The organism is Sphingobium sp. TomTYG65 (assembly GCF_055395525.1).
In genome coordinates this window covers 2,210,044-2,224,954 of sequence record NZ_AP027330.1, presented here as the reverse complement: position 1 = coordinate 2,224,954, position 14,911 = coordinate 2,210,044, and the positions used below count along the sequence as shown (strand labels likewise).

Annotated in this window: 16 protein-coding genes; 12 read left to right on the top strand and 4 right to left on the bottom strand. The window is 64.3% G+C overall.

Annotated elements, in window-relative coordinates:
- Nucleotides 1-45 precede the first annotated feature (45 nt).
- Nucleotides 46-615 carry an NADPH-dependent FMN reductase gene (locus tag ACZ5Y5_RS10995; protein WP_464810528.1) on the top strand — a complete coding sequence of 190 codons (570 nt, stop codon included), beginning with the start codon at nucleotides 46-48 and terminating at the stop codon, nucleotides 613-615.
- A 29-nt stretch (nucleotides 616-644) separates the two neighbouring features.
- On the opposite strand, the gene ACZ5Y5_RS10990 is transcribed toward ACZ5Y5_RS10995, so the two are convergent.
- Both ACZ5Y5_RS10990 and pdxH read right to left on the bottom strand, forming a co-directional pair.
- Nucleotides 645-1,976, bottom strand: coding sequence for a dicarboxylate/amino acid:cation symporter (locus ACZ5Y5_RS10990; protein WP_464808666.1), 1,332 nt, complete (start codon nucleotides 1,974-1,976; stop codon nucleotides 645-647).
- Nucleotides 1,977-2,175: 199 nt separating this feature from the next.
- Nucleotides 2,176-2,751, bottom strand: coding sequence for a pyridoxamine 5'-phosphate oxidase (gene pdxH, locus ACZ5Y5_RS10985; RefSeq protein WP_464808665.1), 576 nt, complete (start codon nucleotides 2,749-2,751; stop codon nucleotides 2,176-2,178).
- Nucleotides 2,752-2,870: 119 nt separating this feature from the next.
- Here pdxH and ACZ5Y5_RS10980 point away from each other — a divergent pair, with 119 nt between their 5' ends.
- From ACZ5Y5_RS10980 to ACZ5Y5_RS10955, 6 genes are all read left to right on the top strand, one after another.
- The gene (locus tag ACZ5Y5_RS10980) at nucleotides 2,871-3,797 is read left to right on the top strand and encodes a DnaJ C-terminal domain-containing protein (protein WP_464808664.1); all 927 of its coding nucleotides are present in this window, start codon (nucleotides 2,871-2,873) and stop codon (nucleotides 3,795-3,797) included.
- 26 nt (nucleotides 3,798-3,823) lie between these two features.
- Nucleotides 3,824-4,795, top strand: coding sequence for a YihY/virulence factor BrkB family protein (locus tag ACZ5Y5_RS10975; RefSeq protein ID WP_464808663.1), 972 nt, complete (start codon nucleotides 3,824-3,826; stop codon nucleotides 4,793-4,795).
- Entirely contained in the window at nucleotides 4,792-5,601 is an 810-nt protein-coding gene (fabI, locus tag ACZ5Y5_RS10970; RefSeq protein ID WP_464808662.1) for an enoyl-ACP reductase FabI, read from the top strand. Before ACZ5Y5_RS10975 ends, fabI begins: the two co-directional genes overlap by 4 nt.
- A 70-nt stretch (nucleotides 5,602-5,671) precedes the next feature.
- Nucleotides 5,672-6,085 (top strand): endonuclease domain-containing protein, encoded by a 414-nt coding sequence (locus ACZ5Y5_RS10965; protein WP_464808661.1) that lies wholly within the window; start codon nucleotides 5,672-5,674, stop codon nucleotides 6,083-6,085.
- Complete coding sequence (gene aroC / locus ACZ5Y5_RS10960; RefSeq protein ID WP_464808660.1) at nucleotides 6,082-7,158, top strand: chorismate synthase; 1,077 nt, start codon at nucleotides 6,082-6,084, stop codon at nucleotides 7,156-7,158. The genes ACZ5Y5_RS10965 and aroC overlap by 4 nt, the downstream gene beginning before the upstream one ends.
- A 435-nt stretch (nucleotides 7,159-7,593) precedes the next feature.
- Nucleotides 7,594-8,382, top strand: a complete 789-nt coding sequence (locus tag ACZ5Y5_RS10955) for a PhzF family phenazine biosynthesis protein (RefSeq protein ID WP_464808659.1) — start codon at nucleotides 7,594-7,596, stop codon at nucleotides 8,380-8,382.
- A 183-nt stretch (nucleotides 8,383-8,565) separates the two neighbouring features.
- Here ACZ5Y5_RS10955 and ACZ5Y5_RS10950 read toward each other — a convergent pair whose 3' ends face one another.
- Entirely contained in the window at nucleotides 8,566-9,690 is a 1,125-nt protein-coding gene (locus ACZ5Y5_RS10950; RefSeq protein WP_464808658.1) for a serine hydrolase domain-containing protein, read from the bottom strand.
- Between the two features lie 38 nt (nucleotides 9,691-9,728).
- On the opposite strand from ACZ5Y5_RS10950, the gene ACZ5Y5_RS10945 reads away from it, so the two are divergent.
- The 5 genes from ACZ5Y5_RS10945 to ACZ5Y5_RS10925 all read left to right on the top strand — a co-directional run bounded on the left by ACZ5Y5_RS10945 (nucleotide 9,729) and on the right by ACZ5Y5_RS10925 (nucleotide 14,303).
- On the top strand, nucleotides 9,729-10,049 hold the full coding sequence (locus ACZ5Y5_RS10945) for a hypothetical protein (RefSeq protein ID WP_464808657.1): 321 nt from the start codon (nucleotides 9,729-9,731) through the stop codon (nucleotides 10,047-10,049).
- Between the two features lies 1 nt (nucleotide 10,050).
- Nucleotides 10,051-11,823, top strand: a complete 1,773-nt coding sequence (gene recQ, locus ACZ5Y5_RS10940) for a DNA helicase RecQ (RefSeq protein WP_464808656.1) — start codon at nucleotides 10,051-10,053, stop codon at nucleotides 11,821-11,823.
- Nucleotides 11,824-12,070: 247 nt separating this feature from the next.
- Nucleotides 12,071-12,499, top strand: coding sequence for a TIGR01244 family sulfur transferase (locus ACZ5Y5_RS10935; protein ID WP_464808655.1), 429 nt, complete (start codon nucleotides 12,071-12,073; stop codon nucleotides 12,497-12,499).
- On the top strand, nucleotides 12,499-13,683 hold the full coding sequence (locus tag ACZ5Y5_RS10930; RefSeq protein WP_464808654.1) for a BaiN/RdsA family NAD(P)/FAD-dependent oxidoreductase: 1,185 nt from the start codon (nucleotides 12,499-12,501) through the stop codon (nucleotides 13,681-13,683). Before ACZ5Y5_RS10935 ends, ACZ5Y5_RS10930 begins: the two co-directional genes overlap by 1 nt.
- Nucleotides 13,684-13,865: 182 nt before the next feature.
- Complete coding sequence (locus ACZ5Y5_RS10925) at nucleotides 13,866-14,303, top strand: PaaI family thioesterase (RefSeq protein ID WP_464808653.1); 438 nt, start codon at nucleotides 13,866-13,868, stop codon at nucleotides 14,301-14,303.
- Nucleotides 14,304-14,415: 112 nt separating this feature from the next.
- Here the strand turns inward: ACZ5Y5_RS10925 and ACZ5Y5_RS10920 are convergent, their stop codons facing one another.
- Nucleotides 14,416-14,871, bottom strand: coding sequence for a glycine zipper 2TM domain-containing protein (locus tag ACZ5Y5_RS10920; protein ID WP_464808652.1), 456 nt, complete (start codon nucleotides 14,869-14,871; stop codon nucleotides 14,416-14,418).
- Between the last annotated feature and the right edge of the window lie 40 nt (nucleotides 14,872-14,911).

The window sequence follows — 14,911 nt, the reverse complement described above, 5'->3', positions numbered from 1 at the left end:
ATGTCAGCACTGGACGTCACCCTCCCACAGTGCGACACCGTCCCCATGTCGCTCAACATCCTCGTCCTCTACGGCTCCTATCGCAGCGGCCGCATGGGCATCCGCCTCGCCGATTACCTCATCAACGGCTTTCAGCAACTCGGCCACAGCGCCGAACTGATCGATGCCATGGCGATCAACCTCCCCATGCTCGACCAGCGCTACAGCGACTATGCCCCCGGCGAAGCGCCAGCATCCATGGCAACCCTCGCCGCGCGCCTCACTGCCGCCGATGCCTTTGTCTTCGTCGCGGGCGAATATAATCGCGGCGTCCAGCCGGGCCTCAAGAACCTCGTCGATCATTATCTCAAGGAGTTCGATCGTCGCCCGGCCGGGATCGCCAGCTATTCGGCGGGCCGCTATGCCGGGGTCAACAGCCACGCAAATTGGACGGTGACGCTCAACGCCATGGGCATGACCGTCATTCCCGAGCGCCTTAGCGTCGGCCAGATCGGCCAGACGCTCGACGAGCAGGGGCAGGGGCAGGGCGACGGCGGCGCTGCGCTCGAACGGGGATTTGCAGGCTTCGCCAAGATGCTCATTTGGTGGGCGGAAGCGGCGAAGGCCGCCCGCTGAGCGTCAGGAGTCTCTTGTAAAGGGTTGCTTCAACCCTTGCGATCCTCGTCGACCATGTCGTTCGCGAGTTCCAGCCCGCGACGCCCATGCGCTGGCGTGTGTGCAGGGGCCTTGGGATGCGCCACATAGTCGGGCTCCTCGACCTCCAGCATCCCTTCCCATTTGGTGATGACGGATGTGGCGATGGCGTTGCCCAGCACGTTGGTCGCGGTGCGGCCCATGTCCATGAAATGATCGACCGCCAGGATGAAGGCGACGCCTTCCACCGGCAGGTCAAACTGCCCCAGCGTCGCCGCCACCACGACCAGTGACGCGCGGGGCACGGCGGCGATGCCCTTGCTCGTCACCATCAGGACCAGCAGGATCGTGATCTGCGTCGCGATCGGCAGGTCGATGCCATAGGCCTGGGCGATGAAGATCGTGGCGAAGGTCGAATACATCATCGACCCGTCGAGATTGAACGAATAGCCGAGCGGCAGCACGAAGCTGTAGATGCGGCGCGGCACGCCAAAGCGGTCCAGCTGCTCCAGCATCTTGGGATAGGCCGCTTCCGATGATGCGGTGGAAAAGGCGATCAGCAGCGGCTCGCGAACATATTTGAGCAGCTTGCCCATCCGCCGCCCCAGGAACAGCGCGCCTGCGCAGCACAGAAGGATCCACAGGGCAAAGAGCGACAGGTAGAATTCACCCACCAACTCGCCGAAGGTCTTGAGCACGCCCAACCCCTCGGTCGTGATCGCCGATGCCAGCGCGCCGAACACAGCGAAGGGGGCGACCCGCATGACATAGCCGGTGACCTGCAGCATCAGCTCGACCATCGCCTCGACCACCGTCACGATGGGCTTGCCCTTTTCCCCAATCGCGGTCAGCGCCACGCCGACGAACAGGGAGAAGACAACGATCTGCAGGATCGAATTTTCCGCCATCGCCCCGACCATGGAGGTCGGGAAGACGTGCAGGATGAAATCCTTGAAGTTGAGCGCTTCGGTATTCACCCCCGATTCCGCGCCGCTCCGCACCAGGTTCAACCCTTCGCCCGGCGCGAAGAAATTGACGAAAATGAGGCCGAGTGTCAGCGAAATCAGGCTGGCGATGATGAACCAGGCAAGCGCCCGGCTGCCGATCCTCCCCAGCGCCGCGCTGTCGCCCATATGCGCAATGCCCGCGACCAGCGTGGAAAAGACCAGCGGCGCGATGATCATCTTGATGAGGTGGAGGAAGATGTCGGCCAGCAGGTGGAAATAACCCGCCACATCCTTGGCCAGGACCTTGTCGCCGCCTACCCACAGATTGGCCGCGAAACCCGTGATCACCCCCAGCACCATGCCCGTCAGGATGTAGGCCGTCAGTCGATTCCGCATGCAACCCCTCTAAGCCGTGCTGGCCCGCACATCTAACAGGCGTCCACTCGGCCGCCTATCCCATTGAACGAACGACTACAGCCTTTCCGCGTCTGAAAAAACCTGATCCATCTTTCGTTCTCCCTGAGCTTGTCGAAGGGCTTTAGTACAGGGACTTCGACAGGCTCAGCCCGAACGGAGGAGTGGGACTGAATAACGGTCAGGGAAAAAGCAGCCCTTCGTTCCACCCTTCCCCCTCGCGCACGAACAGTCGCCGCTCATGCAATCGATGCTCGCGGTCCTGCCAGAATTCGATTCGGCTCGGCACCACGCGAAAGCCCGACCAATGCGGCGGACGCGGCACCGGGCCGCCCTCGAACCGGCTCACCGCATCGGCATAGCGCGTCATGAATACTGCGCGGGAGGGCAGGGGCCGCGACTGGTCCGAAGCCCAGGCGCCGAGCTGGCTGTCCCGGCTGCGGGTCGCGAAATAGGCGTCGGCCGTCGCTTCATCCACCGTCTCGACCGGGCCTTCGATCCGGATCTGCCGCCGCAGCGACTTCCAGTGAAACAGCAGCGCCGCATGCGGATTGGCCAGCAATTCGTCGGCCTTCCGTCCTTCAAAATTGGTGTAGAAGATGAAGCCGTCCGGCCCATGCCCCTTCAGCAGCACCATCCGCACCGAAGGTCGTCCGCGCGCGTCCGCGGTGGCGAGCGCCATGGCGTTGCTGTCGTTGATCTCGCTCGCGCGCGCTTCGTCATACCATTGGTCGAACAGGGTGAAGGGATCGGTCATGCCGCTGGTTTAGGAGTGGAACGGGATCATGTCGATGGCTAGGCCGCTTGAAGGATCGTGACGCTTTCGCCACATATGGCGCAAACAGGTTTCTCACGAACAAGGATATATATTCGGCAATGGCGGATCCCTACTCCACCCTGGGTGTCGCGCGCGGCGCGAGCGAGGCAGAGATCAAGTCGGCCTACCGCAAGCTCGCCAAGGAGCTGCATCCTGACCGGAACCAGGACAATCCCAATGCGGCGGAGCGTTTTTCCGCCGTTTCGAGCGCTTATGATCTGCTGTCAGACAAGGACAAGCGCGCCCGCTTCGACCGGGGTGAGATCGACGGCGACGGCAATCCTACCGCGCCCTTCGGCTTTGGCGGCAATGGCGGCGGCTTTCGCGGTCGTCCCGGCGCAGGCGGCGGCTTCGAGTTTAATGAGGGCGCGGATTTCGGCGATATTTTCGAAGGATTGTTCGGCGGGGGCGGTGCGCGGCGTGGGGGCGGCGGTTTCGGCGGCTTCGGACGCGGCGCCCCGCCACAAAAGGGCGCGAACGTCTCCTACCGCCTCGCCGTCAGCTTCGTCGATGCCGCTACCTTGGCCCCGCAGCGCATCACGCTGCAGGACGGCAAGACGATCGACCTGAAACTCCCCGCGGGGGTCGAAACCGGCACGCAGATGCGCCTGTCGGGCAAGGGTCAGGCCGGACCCGCCGGGGCAGGGGACGCCATCGTCACGATCGAGGTAAAGCCGCACCCTTTCTTCACCCGCGACGGCGACAATGTGCTGCTCGACTTGCCTATCACCCTCGACGAAGCCGTGAAGGGCGGCAAGGTGAAGGTGCCTACCGTCGACGGCCCGGTCATGCTCGGCATTCCGGCAGGGGCGACTTCGGGCAAGATGCTGCGGCTGCGCGGCAAGGGCTTCACGCACAAGGGGGGCGAGCGCGGCGACCAGATGGTGCGCCTGATGATCGACGTCCCTGCCGATGATCCGGCGATCAAGTCGCTGGTCGAAAGCTGGCATGACAGCCGCGCCGTCCGCGCCCATCTGGGCGTCTAGCGCGTTAGGGCGATCGAGGAGACTGCATGCCGACCCCTTCGCCCTATTCGCCTGAATCCCGCCGCAAGCGGATAGCGCAAGACGCCAGAGCCCACATCAATCGTCACATCGCCAAGGTTCGCCCCGGCAGCCACGCCTTTGAAATCATGAAGCGCGTGGCTGTCGGCACCTATAATGACGGCTTCATCCATGCGGGCAATCTTGCCTATCTCTCGCTGATGACGCTCTTCCCCTTCTTCATCGTCGCGGCGGCGGTGGCGAGCATTTTCGGCCGTTCGCAGGATGGACTGGCGGCGGTCGGCGCCTTTCTGGAAACCGTCCCGCCTGGCGTCGCCTCGGTGGTGAAGCAGCCGATCATCGATGTTCTGACCGCCCGGACCGGCCCGCTGCTCTGGCTAGGCGGCCTTGTCGGACTGTGGACCGTCGGGAGCCTTATCGAAACGATCCGCGACATCCTGCGCCGCGCCTATGGGACCAAGAGCACAAGGTCTTTCTGGCATTACCGCCTGACCGCTATCGGGATCACGCTGGTCAGCGTCTTTGCGGTGATGTTCGCCTTCTCGCTGCAGGTCGCCATCACCGGCATTGACCAGTTTCTGCATCAGATCCTGCCCTTTGCCGATGAAGCGATCCAGGTCGTCGCGCTCACCCGGGCAGTGCCGATGGTGATCCTCTGCTTCGCCCTCTACTATCTTTATTTCTCGCTCACCCCCCGCGCCTATAAGGACAAACGTTTCCCCAAATGGCCCGGCGCGGTGGCGACTTCGCTCTGGTGGTATGGCGTCACGATGTTGCTGCCGCCCACCCTGTCGCTGCTCGGGGGCTATGACCGCACCTATGGCAGCCTGGCCGGCGTGATGATCACGCTCATTTTTTTCTTCCTCGTCGGCCTCGGCGTGGTAATTGGCGCGGAACTCAATGCGGCGCTTGCTGAATTTCCCGAAGAGGAACTGGAGCAGGCCGCGGCGAACAGCAAAGGGAATGGGACGGTAGAATGACGGGTCTGATGGCGGGGAAGCGGGGGCTCATCATGGGCCTGGCTAATGACAAGTCGCTGGCATGGGGGATTTCCAAGGCGTTGCGCGCGCAGGGGGCGGAGCTGGCCTTTTCCTACCAGGGCGACGCACTGGCAAAGCGCGTCCGTCCCCTGGCCGAAGAACTGGGCTCGGACTTCCTGCTCGATTGCGACGTGTCGGACATGGCGAAGCTGGACGCGGCCTTTGACGAGGTGAAGGCGCGCTGGGGCAAGCTCGACTTCGTCGTCCACGCCATCGGCTTTTCGGACAAGAATGAACTGCGCGGCAAATATGTCGACACCAGCCTCGAAAACTTCCTGATGACGATGAACATCTCGGCCTACAGCTTCGTCGCCGTCGCCAAGCGCGCGCGCGAACTGATGGCCGAAGGAGGCAGCCTGCTGACGCTGTCCTACTATGGCGCGGAAAAGGTCATCCCGCATTATAACGTCATGGGCGTCGCCAAGGCCGCGCTGGAAACCAGCGTCAAATATCTGGCGATGGACCTGGGTCCCGAAAATATCCGCGTCAACGCGATCTCGGCGGGACCCATCAAGACGCTGGCTGCCAGCGGCATCGGCGACTTCCGCTACATCATGAAGTGGAACGAACTGAACAGCCCGCTGCGCCGCAACGTGACGATCGAGGATGTGGGCGGCGCGGGCCTCTACCTCCTTTCCGACCTGGCTTCCGGCGTGACCGGCGAAATCCATCATGTCGATGCGGGCTACAATGTCATCGGCATGAAGGCCGAAGACGCCCCCGATATCGCGCTGGACAAAGGCTGAGCAAACCAACCCCTCTCCCCCCCGGGGAGAGGGAGGGGCCCGTCGCAAAACGACGGGAGGGTGAGGGGAAATGAGAACGCCCAGCGCGGAAACACGCCTTAGCCGAGCCCGCGCCCTCCGCCGGAACCAGACCGAACCCGAAAAGCGTCTCTGGGCCGAACTCCGCAACCGTCAGCATCGCGGCATCAAATTCCGCCGACAGGTCTGGCTCGGTCCCTTCATCGCCGACTTGGTCGCCCTCGAACTCCGCCTGGTGATCGAGATCGACGGCGATACCCATGCCCAGAGCAGCATTGCAGATGAGCGGCGCACGGCATATCTGGCCAGCAAAGGCTTTCACGTCATCCGCTTCGCCAATGCCGATGTGATGACGAATATCGACGGAGTGTTGGAAGAGATCATGGCCGTGGTGCGCAACCGCCCCTCACCCTCCCAAGCCTTTGGCTTGTGCCCCTCCCTCTCCCAAGGAGAGAGGGGAGCATGAGCTTCAACACATTCGGCCGCGTATTCCGCTTCTCCACCTGGGGCGAAAGCCATGGCCCGGCGATCGGCGCTGTTGTCGACGGTTGCCCTCCCGGCCTGCCGATCAGCGAAGCCGACATCCAGCCCTTCCTCGACAAGCGTAAGCCCGGCACATCCAAATTCACGACGCAACGTCGCGAACCGGACGAGGTGCGCATCCTTTCCGGCGTGTTCGAAGGCCGCACCACCGGGACCCCGATCAGCCTGATGATCGAAAATACAGACCAGCGGTCGAAGGATTATTCGGACGTCGCCAAGGCCTACCGGCCCGGCCATGCCGACTATGCCTACGACGCCAAATATGGTTTTCGCGACTATCGCGGCGGCGGTCGTTCCTCCGCACGCGAAACCGCCAGCCGCGTTGCTGCTGGGGCCGTCGCGCGTCTCGTGATCCCTGAAGTCGATATCTTCGCCTATGTCAGCGAGATCGGCGGCGACGCGATCGACTATGCCCGTTTCGACGCGAGCGAGATCGAAAACAACCCCTTCTTCTGCCCCGATCCGGAAGCCGCGAAGCGCTGGGAAGAACTGGTCGACAGCGCGCGCAAGGACGGCTCCTCGCTCGGCGCGGTCGTGGAATGCGTGGCAAGTGGCGTGCCTGCCGGCTGGGGCGCGCCGCTCTACGCCAAGCTCGACAGCGAACTCGCCGCCGCGATGATGAGCATCAATGCGGTCAAGGGCGTGGAGATCGGCGACGGTTTTGCCGCAGCCCGCCTGCGCGGCGAGGATAATGCCGATCCCATGCGGCCCGGCAATGACGGCAATCCCGTCTTCCTCGCCAACCATGCTGGCGGCATCGCTGGTGGCATTTCCACCGGCCAGCCCGTCAAGCTGCGCGTCGCCTTCAAACCGACTAGTTCGATCCTGATCCCGGTAGAGACGGTCACGCGCGAAGGCGATGCCTCCGACATCATCACCAAGGGTCGTCACGATCCCTGCGTCGGTATCCGTGGGGTGCCCGTTGTCGAAGCGATGATGGCTCTGGTCCTCGCCGATCAGAAATTGCTCCATCGCGCCCAATGCGGCGGCGACTAACAGGCTGAAACGAGCCGATTTGCCGGTAAACGCGTAATTCAGGCGAGACGACTCGCGCAATCTACGTTAATATCCTTCCCATCGATCGCCCGCGGGAGGGCGAGCGGCAGTGCGTAAGCCTGGGGAGCGTCATCATGCTGAGCATGAATTGACGGTCAAAACGTCCCCTTAAGCCGCGAACACGGGCCAGCCATATAATGTGGCTGGCCCATTTTCGTTTGTCCCGATGAAGCCGAACGCCTCGGACATCGTCATCCCAGCGAAAGCTGGGATCTCAATCCAAGCACAGCCGTCTCAAGGAGATTCCAGCTTTCGCTGGAATGACGGAGCCTCGCGAGTTGATGAGGCGGCATAATCAGACCAATCCCATCCCACCGGCCCTATCCAGTTGCACAATGAAACGCCATCATGACGCCACTCCCTAAGGAAAGCCTCATGACCAGCCTCCCCTTCACCCAAGTTGACGCCTTTGCCGACGCCCCTTTCACCGGCAATCCCGCCGCCGTGATGCCGCTAGGGCGCTGGCTCGACGATGCCACGCTTCAGGCGATCGCAGAGGAAAACAACCTCTCCGAAACCGCCTTCACCGTGCCGACGCCTGATGATCCCGAGGCGGACTATGCCCTGCGCTGGTTCACCCCGGCCGTGGAGGTGAAGCTCTGCGGCCATGCTACCCTGGCGAGCGGTCATGTGCTGATGGGCGGCCGGACCGCCGTGCGCTTCCGCACCCGTCAGGCTGGTGTTCTCACCGTTACCCGCGATCGCGACGGCTACGCTCTTTCGCTCCCTGCCTGGGACATGGAGCCGCGCCCGTTGCCGAACCTTGCCGCAGGGCTGGGTGGCGCACCTGTCGGATCCCATTGGCGCGATGGCGGATACAGCCTCTTCCTCTTCTCCGATGCCGCCGCGGTCCGCGCGCTGAAGCCTGACTTTGCCGCGCTCAAGGCGCTCGGCGACGTGATGCTGATCGCCACCGCCCCGGGCGAGGACAGCGACATCATCAGCCGCGTCTTCGTGCCCGGCGGCGGCGTGGATGAAGACCCCGTCACCGGCTCGGCCCATTGCCTGCTCACTCCCTTCTGGGCGCAGCGTCTCGGCAAGACGAAGCTCAGCGCCGTCCAGGCGTCCACGCGCGGCGGCCGCCTCGGCTGCCATCTGGAAGGCGACCGCGTGATCCTCACCGGGGCATGCCGCACCGTGATCGAAGGACAGTTTTTGCTGTAAGGACTGGGCAGCCCGCGCAGCGAATATCTCGATCCGCGCGCAGAGTTCGCAGAGCCAACGGAGATTTATCGCACCTATCCTGAACTCTGCGCCCTCTGCGCGCATCACCAATTCACGCCGACACGCTGAGAAGTCGCACATTCATTCAGCGCATTGCGCGCCTCGCGTGAACCATGCCGCGATCTAAGCCGGGAACAACCGCATCAGCTTCGCAAGTCCCCGCTTCAACGCCGCGCGCTGCTCTTTGTCCGGCGACATGCCGATCCGCACCACGGTCAGCCCCTGTCCGGGCGACACCAGAATATATTGTCCGTCATGCCCGACGCAGCCGAACAGGCTCTGTGGCGCATCGCCGGGCATCAGGGGATTGTCCTCGCTATCCCGGTTCAGCCACAGATGCGCGCCATAGGCGGGGTTCCGCCGCGAAGGCGTGCGCATGAAGTCGATCCACTTTTCCGGCACGATCTGATGCCCGTTCGGCCCGCGCCCATGGTTGCGCAGCAACTCGCCGAAGCGCGCATAGTCCCGCGCCGTCATATGCAGGAACCCGCCGCCGATCATCGTGCCCGCCGCGTCATATTCCGCCGTCAGGCTCTTCAAGCCCGCCGGGATTTTCAGCCGCCCGTCGATGAAAGTCTGCATCGCCCGCCGCCGCGCATCGGGATCGGCGCTGTTCGTCAGCATCCGCGCCATCAGATCCGAGAGGATCAATGTGCTGCCCGTAGAATAGGAGAAATGCGATCCCGGCGCATGGGCCAGCGGCTTGGCCTCGGCAAAGGCGCTCATGTCCTGCGCGCCATCGGTGAACAGCATGCGCACCGTATCGGCCTGCGCCAACGGCTCCTCATCCTCGACATGGTCCAGCCCTGACGTCATGGCGAGCAATTGCCGCAGCGTGATCCTACCGCGCGGATCGCCCGGCTGGCTCCAGGCGGCGACCGGCACCGGCGAATCGAGCGCCAGTCGTCCGTCCGCGACCATCAGCCCTACCAGCACCGCCGTCACGCTTTTGCCGATCGACCAGCCCAGCAGCTTCGTTTCCGGCCCGAATCCCGGCGCGTAGCGTTCCGCGACGATCTCGCCCCGCCGCATGACGATCAGCGCCCTTGTATCGCCCACATCCTCGTCGCCATCGAACAGCGGATCGATCGCCGCGCGTAAATCCGCGTCATCGACCCCCGCATCCGCTGCCACATGATAGCGCGGCTCCGGATCGGCCGCCCGCACGGCGAGCGCCCCGGCTCCCATCAGTGACAAAATGGCGACCGCCGCGCCAATCTGCTTTACGCTTTTCCGCTCGAGCTTCATAAGCCGCGGCCTTAGCACGGCTCATTGGAAAGGGGAGCATGTCAGGCCGCCCGAAATGGATTTATGCGCTCGCAGCCGTGGCGGCCCTGCTGGTCCTGCTGCTCGCCTGGAACTGGACGGCGCTGCGCGCCCGCGCGGCCGTCGGCGCGGGGTTCGGCGCGCGCGTGACCTGCTCCTGCCGCTATGTGGAGGGGCGTTCAATGGACAGTTGCAAGAGCGACAAGGAACCCGGCATGGCGCTGGTCACCCTCTCGGACGACCCCGAATCGCGCAGCGTCGAAGCCAGCGTCCCGCTCCTCGCCTCCCGCACCGCCCGTTATCGCAAGGGCTGGGGCTGCCTGCTCGATCCGCTGGACTGAGATGCGCCCCGACATCCCCACTCTCCTCCACGACATCTTCGGCTTCCCGGCCTTCCGTGGCGTGCAGGAACAGGTCGTCGGCCGCATCATGGCGGGCCAGCCGACGCTTGCCATCATGCCCACCGGTGCTGGCAAGTCGCTCTGCTACCAGCTCCCCGCTGTTGCGCTTGAAGGCTGCTGCGTCGTCATCTCGCCGCTCATTGCGCTCATGCACGACCAACTCCGCGCGGCGCAGGCGGTGGGCATCCGCGCCGCCAGCCTCACCAGCGTGGACGCGGATTGGCGCGAGACACAGGAGCGCTTGCGCAACGGCGACCTGGACCTCCTCTATGTCGCGCCGGAGCGTGCCAGCGGCGAAGGGTTCCGCAACCTCCTGCGCAGCACGAAGATCGCCCTCTTCGCCATAGACGAAGCCCATTGCGTTTCCGAATGGGGCCATGATTTCCGCCCCGACTACCGCCTGCTCCGCCCCTTGCTGGACGAATTTCCGGACGTCCCGCGCCTCGCCCTCACCGCCACCGCCGATCACCACACACGCGAGGATATCCTCGTTCAGCTCGGCATCCCGCATGACGGCATGATCATCGCCGGCTTCGACCGGCCAAACATCCGCTACGCCGTCCACCCCCGCGACGGCCTGCCGCGTCAGCTATCCGACCTGATCGCCGCGCGTGAGGGCCCCGGCATCGTCTATGCGCCCACTCGCGCCGCGACCGAGAAGCTGGCCGAAACCCTCACCCGCACTGGCCGCCCGACCCGCGCCTATCATGCCGGGCTCGACCCCGCCGTTCGCGCCGCCAATCAGGCCGCCTTCATCGCCAGCGAGGATATGGTGATGGTCGCCACCATCGCCTTCGGCATGGGTATCGACAAGCCCGATGTCCGCTTCGTCGCCCACGCTGCGCTGCCCAAATCGATCGAGGGCTATTATCAGGAATCCGGCCGCGCGGGCCGCGACGGCGAACCGGCCGAGGCCCATCTCTTCTGGGGCGCCGATGATTTCGCCCGCGCGCGCCAGCGCATCGCCGAACTCGATCCCACGCGCCAGCAGGGCGAGCGCACCCGCATCACCGCGCTCGGCGGCCTTGTGGAAACCGGCACCTGCCGCCGCGCCATCCTGCTCCGCCACTTCGGAGAGAATCCGCCAGCGACCTGCGGCAATTGCGACAATTGCCTCAACCCGCCCGCCAGCATCGACGCCACGGAAACTGCCCGCAAATATCTGTCCGCCGTCTATCGCACCGGGCAGAGCTTCGGCACCGGCCATATCGAACAGGTGCTGACGGGCGCCGTCACCGACCGCATCCGCGAGCGCGGCCATGACAAGATCTCCGTCTATGGCATCGTCGCTGGTGAGGAGACCACGCTGCTGCGCCCCGTTTCCCGCGCTCTTCTCGTAAAAGATGCTTTGCAAACTAACGAACATGGCGGCCTGGAACTCGGCCCCAACGCACGTCCGATCCTCCGGGGCGAGGAAGAAGTCAGCCTAGTCCTCCCCCCACGCAGGGAGCGCCGCCGCCGCAGTGCCCGGAACGGCAGCGCCGAAAATCCCGTCGGCGATCCGCTGTTCGACGCCCTGCGCGCCTGCCGTCGCGAACTGGCGCAGGAGCAGGGCGTGCCGCCCTATGTGATCTTCCATGATTCCACCCTGCGCGAAATGGCCGAACAGCGTCCCACCAGCCTCGCGGAACTCGGCCACATCAGCGGCATCGGCCAGCGCAAGCTCGACGCCTATGGTGACGCCTTCCTGGCTGCCATCCGGCCCTTTCTCTGACGGGAGATTTTGTACGCGCAGAGATCGCAGAGGGTCACGCGGAGGCGCAGAGCGGAAAGGATAGGATGCCCAGGCCGCTTTACAGCCTACCGAAGGCAAACTGAATATTCGCGCTACGCCCTCCCTCCATTCGACAATCAGCCCCACCCCTAAGGCGCCTCCGCCCCTCTGCGCGCCAAAAACCCCAACCCCCTTGAATCCCGCCCCCCACAAGCGCATGGCATCCTCCAAGAAGGAGTTCCCGCCCATGTTCCGCCAACTCACCCCCAATCTCTATGTCTCCCCCCAGATCAGCGTCGATCAGGTTGAGGAAGCCAAGGCGCTGGGCGTGACAGTCATCATCAACAACCGTCCCGATGATGAGGAACCCGGCCAGACCAACGGCGCGCAGATCGAAGCCGCCGCCAAGGCTGCCGGTCTCGCCTATGCCGCCGTCCCCGTCGCCCATGGCGGCTTTGCTCCCTGGCAGCTCGATGGCATGGCCGCTGCGCTCGGCCAAGCGGGGGAGGGCAAGGTCCTCGCCTATTGCCGCTCCGGCACGCGCAGCACGCTCCTCTGGGCCCTCACCCGCGCCCGAGCGGGCGACCATCCCGCCATGCTCACCGAAAAGGCGGAAGCGGCTGGCTATGACCTCACCCCCGTCCGCCAGATCATGGACGCGCTCTCCGCAGGCTGATGCCCGCACCATCTGATCCTTATGACGCCATCGTCCTGGGCGCTGGCGGCGCTGGCCTCATGTGCGGGGCGACCGCTGGCCAGCGCGGCAAGCGCATCCTGGTCATCGACCATGCCGAAGAGGCGGGAAAGAAGATCCTGATCTCCGGCGGCGGCCGCTGCAACTTCACCAACATCCATACCGCGCCCGACCGTTATCTCTCGGCCAATCCCCATTTCGCCAAATCGGCGCTGGGCCGCTACACGCCGCAGGATTTCCTCGCCCTTGTCGAGCGTCACGGCATCGCCTGGCATGAAAAGACGCTGGGCCAGCTCTTCTGCGATCAGTCCGCGCGCCAGATCGTCGCCATGCTGCTCGCCGAGTGCGAAGCGGGCGGCGTCACCATCCGCCTCAGCCATAGCATCACCGCCGTCACCCATGCCGATGGCCGCTTCACCGTCACGCATGGCGACCGGACAGCGAGCGCCCCGGCGCTGGTGATCGCCACCGGGGGCCCCGCCATCCCGAAGATCGGCGCCACGGGCTTTGCCTATGACCTCGCCCGCCAGTTCGGCCTCAAGATCGTCGAGCCCCGCCCGGCGCTGGTCCCGCTGACGCTGGGCGGCGAAGATCTGCTCTTCCGCTCCCTGTCCGGCGTCTCCACCCCCGTCATAGCCCGCCACGGCAAGACGGCCTTCCGTGAAGCCGCGCTCCTCACCCATCGCGGCTTCTCCGGCCCCGCGATCCTGCAAATCTCCTCCTATTGGCGTCATGGCGGCAGCATCAGCCTCGACTTCCTTCCCGACGCCGCGAGCAATTGGCTGACGCAAGCCAAGCGTACCAAGCCCCGCGCATCGGTAGCGGCCATCCTCCGCGCCCATCTCCCCGATCGCCTCGCCGACGCCCTTGCCGAACGCCTCGCGCTCCCCGGCGACCTCGGCAATATCCCCGACCGCAAGCTGGAGGAAGCGGAACGCCGCCTCGCCGCCTGGTCCTTCACGCCCAACGGCACGGAAGGCTTCGCCAAGGCCGAAGTCACCATCGGCGGCATCTCCACCGCCGAACTCTCCTCCCAAACAATGGAAGCCCGCCGCGTTCCCGGCCTCTACGCGATCGGCGAAGCGGTCGATGTGACGGGTTGGCTGGGCGGCTATAATTTCCAATGGGCCTGGGCCAGCGGCGCGGCGGCAGGGCAGGCGCTGTGACCTTCTCGAAAAACCCCAGCCGGATCTTTTCACTCCGTCATCCCGGACTTGATCCGGGATTCCGCTGTTCTTCTCGACTGCGCTGAAAACTTCAGCAGCCATATCCCCGGATAAAGTCGGAGCGCGAGCGGCCTGCAAACGGCCAATAGCGGACCTGACCGGCATACAGTAAGAGCCAGCGCATGGATCGATTAACATCTGTGCCACAACTGCGCCTCTCGCAGGATCAGGTTTCGAATTTTCTCGATGAGGCTTTCCCCGCTTCCGCGCGCGCCCAACTGGGGACAGTGGTGAGTTTGGAGCTAAACCATCTGCGGATGCGGCTCGATCCTGATGCCTCGATGATGAGGCCCGGCAACATCGTTTCGGGTCCTACTTTAATGGGGTTGGTGGATGTAGCCGCATATGCTGTCATCGCTGCTCACCACGGACCAGAGGCGATGGCGGTTACCAACTCGCTTTCCATTACCTTTCTGCGCGGTTGCGACTTCAAACCCATTTTCGCCGATGCGCGGCTTTTAAAGCTGGGTCGACGGCTCGCATCCGTCGATGTCAGGCTTTGGCAAGGCAGCGAAGAACGGCTTATCGCTCAGTCAACGGTCAGTTACGCTCTCCCCTAATTTGCGGCCGCTTTTCCACCCATTCCCGCCGCATCCGGTTCTGCATTTACGAAAAGAACGGCGCCCAGCTTCCGCCAAGCGCCGCTCCACATCACTCGAAACTGCGAAGACCTTACCGGCAATCCCCACGCTCAATCTCACGGCCCGCCAGCGCACCCGCGCCCGCGCCCAGAATCAGGCCGGTCGTGCTCGGCCGGTTCCAGCGTCCGCCGCGCCCGATCTCGCGGCCCAGCAGGCCGCCCAGCACGCCGCCAACGACAGCGCCGGTCGTGCCCGAAGTGCAGCGGTCGCTATAGGCGCGCGCACGATAGGGGCGGGGGGCATCGCGATAATGTTCCTCGCGATATTCGCGATACTCCACCGGCCGCCGGTCATAATCGCGATAACGGTAGCCGCGATCATAGTCGCGATCCTCGCGCTCATAGCTTTCGCTGCGATAATAGCTGCCGTCGTCGCCCTCATAGCGCTCCGTGTAGCGATAGTTGCTCTGCGCAGAGGCGGGCGCGGCGGTGACGCCCGCCAGCGCGGCGCTGGCGACTGAAAGGGAGATGATGAATTTGCTCAACATGGCGTGCCTCCACTGATCCTTATGGGGATCGATATGAGCC

Coding starts and splice junctions, on each gene's coding strand:
- ACZ5Y5_RS10950 (WP_464808658.1), bottom strand. CDS start 9,690: ATGAAGCTCGAGCGGAAAAGCGTAAAGCAGATTGGCGCGGCGGTCGCC.
- ACZ5Y5_RS10945 (WP_464808657.1), top strand. CDS start 9,729: ATGTCAGGCCGCCCGAAATGGATTTATGCGCTCGCAGCCGTGGCGGCC.
- fabI (WP_464808662.1), top strand. CDS start 4,792: ATGACGGGTCTGATGGCGGGGAAGCGGGGGCTCATCATGGGCCTGGCT.
- ACZ5Y5_RS10965 (WP_464808661.1), top strand. CDS start 5,672: ATGAGAACGCCCAGCGCGGAAACACGCCTTAGCCGAGCCCGCGCCCTC.
- ACZ5Y5_RS10980 (WP_464808664.1), top strand. CDS start 2,871: ATGGCGGATCCCTACTCCACCCTGGGTGTCGCGCGCGGCGCGAGCGAG.
- ACZ5Y5_RS10990 (WP_464808666.1), bottom strand. CDS start 1,976: ATGCGGAATCGACTGACGGCCTACATCCTGACGGGCATGGTGCTGGGG.
- aroC (WP_464808660.1), top strand. CDS start 6,082: ATGAGCTTCAACACATTCGGCCGCGTATTCCGCTTCTCCACCTGGGGC.
- ACZ5Y5_RS10955 (WP_464808659.1), top strand. CDS start 7,594: ATGACCAGCCTCCCCTTCACCCAAGTTGACGCCTTTGCCGACGCCCCT.
- pdxH (WP_464808665.1), bottom strand. CDS start 2,751: ATGACCGATCCCTTCACCCTGTTCGACCAATGGTATGACGAAGCGCGC.
- recQ (WP_464808656.1), top strand. CDS start 10,051: ATGCGCCCCGACATCCCCACTCTCCTCCACGACATCTTCGGCTTCCCG.
- ACZ5Y5_RS10995 (WP_464810528.1), top strand. CDS start 46: ATGTCGCTCAACATCCTCGTCCTCTACGGCTCCTATCGCAGCGGCCGC.
- ACZ5Y5_RS10935 (WP_464808655.1), top strand. CDS start 12,071: ATGTTCCGCCAACTCACCCCCAATCTCTATGTCTCCCCCCAGATCAGC.
- ACZ5Y5_RS10930 (WP_464808654.1), top strand. CDS start 12,499: ATGCCCGCACCATCTGATCCTTATGACGCCATCGTCCTGGGCGCTGGC.
- ACZ5Y5_RS10975 (WP_464808663.1), top strand. CDS start 3,824: ATGCCGACCCCTTCGCCCTATTCGCCTGAATCCCGCCGCAAGCGGATA.
- ACZ5Y5_RS10920 (WP_464808652.1), bottom strand. CDS start 14,871: ATGTTGAGCAAATTCATCATCTCCCTTTCAGTCGCCAGCGCCGCGCTG.
- ACZ5Y5_RS10925 (WP_464808653.1), top strand. CDS start 13,866: ATGGATCGATTAACATCTGTGCCACAACTGCGCCTCTCGCAGGATCAG.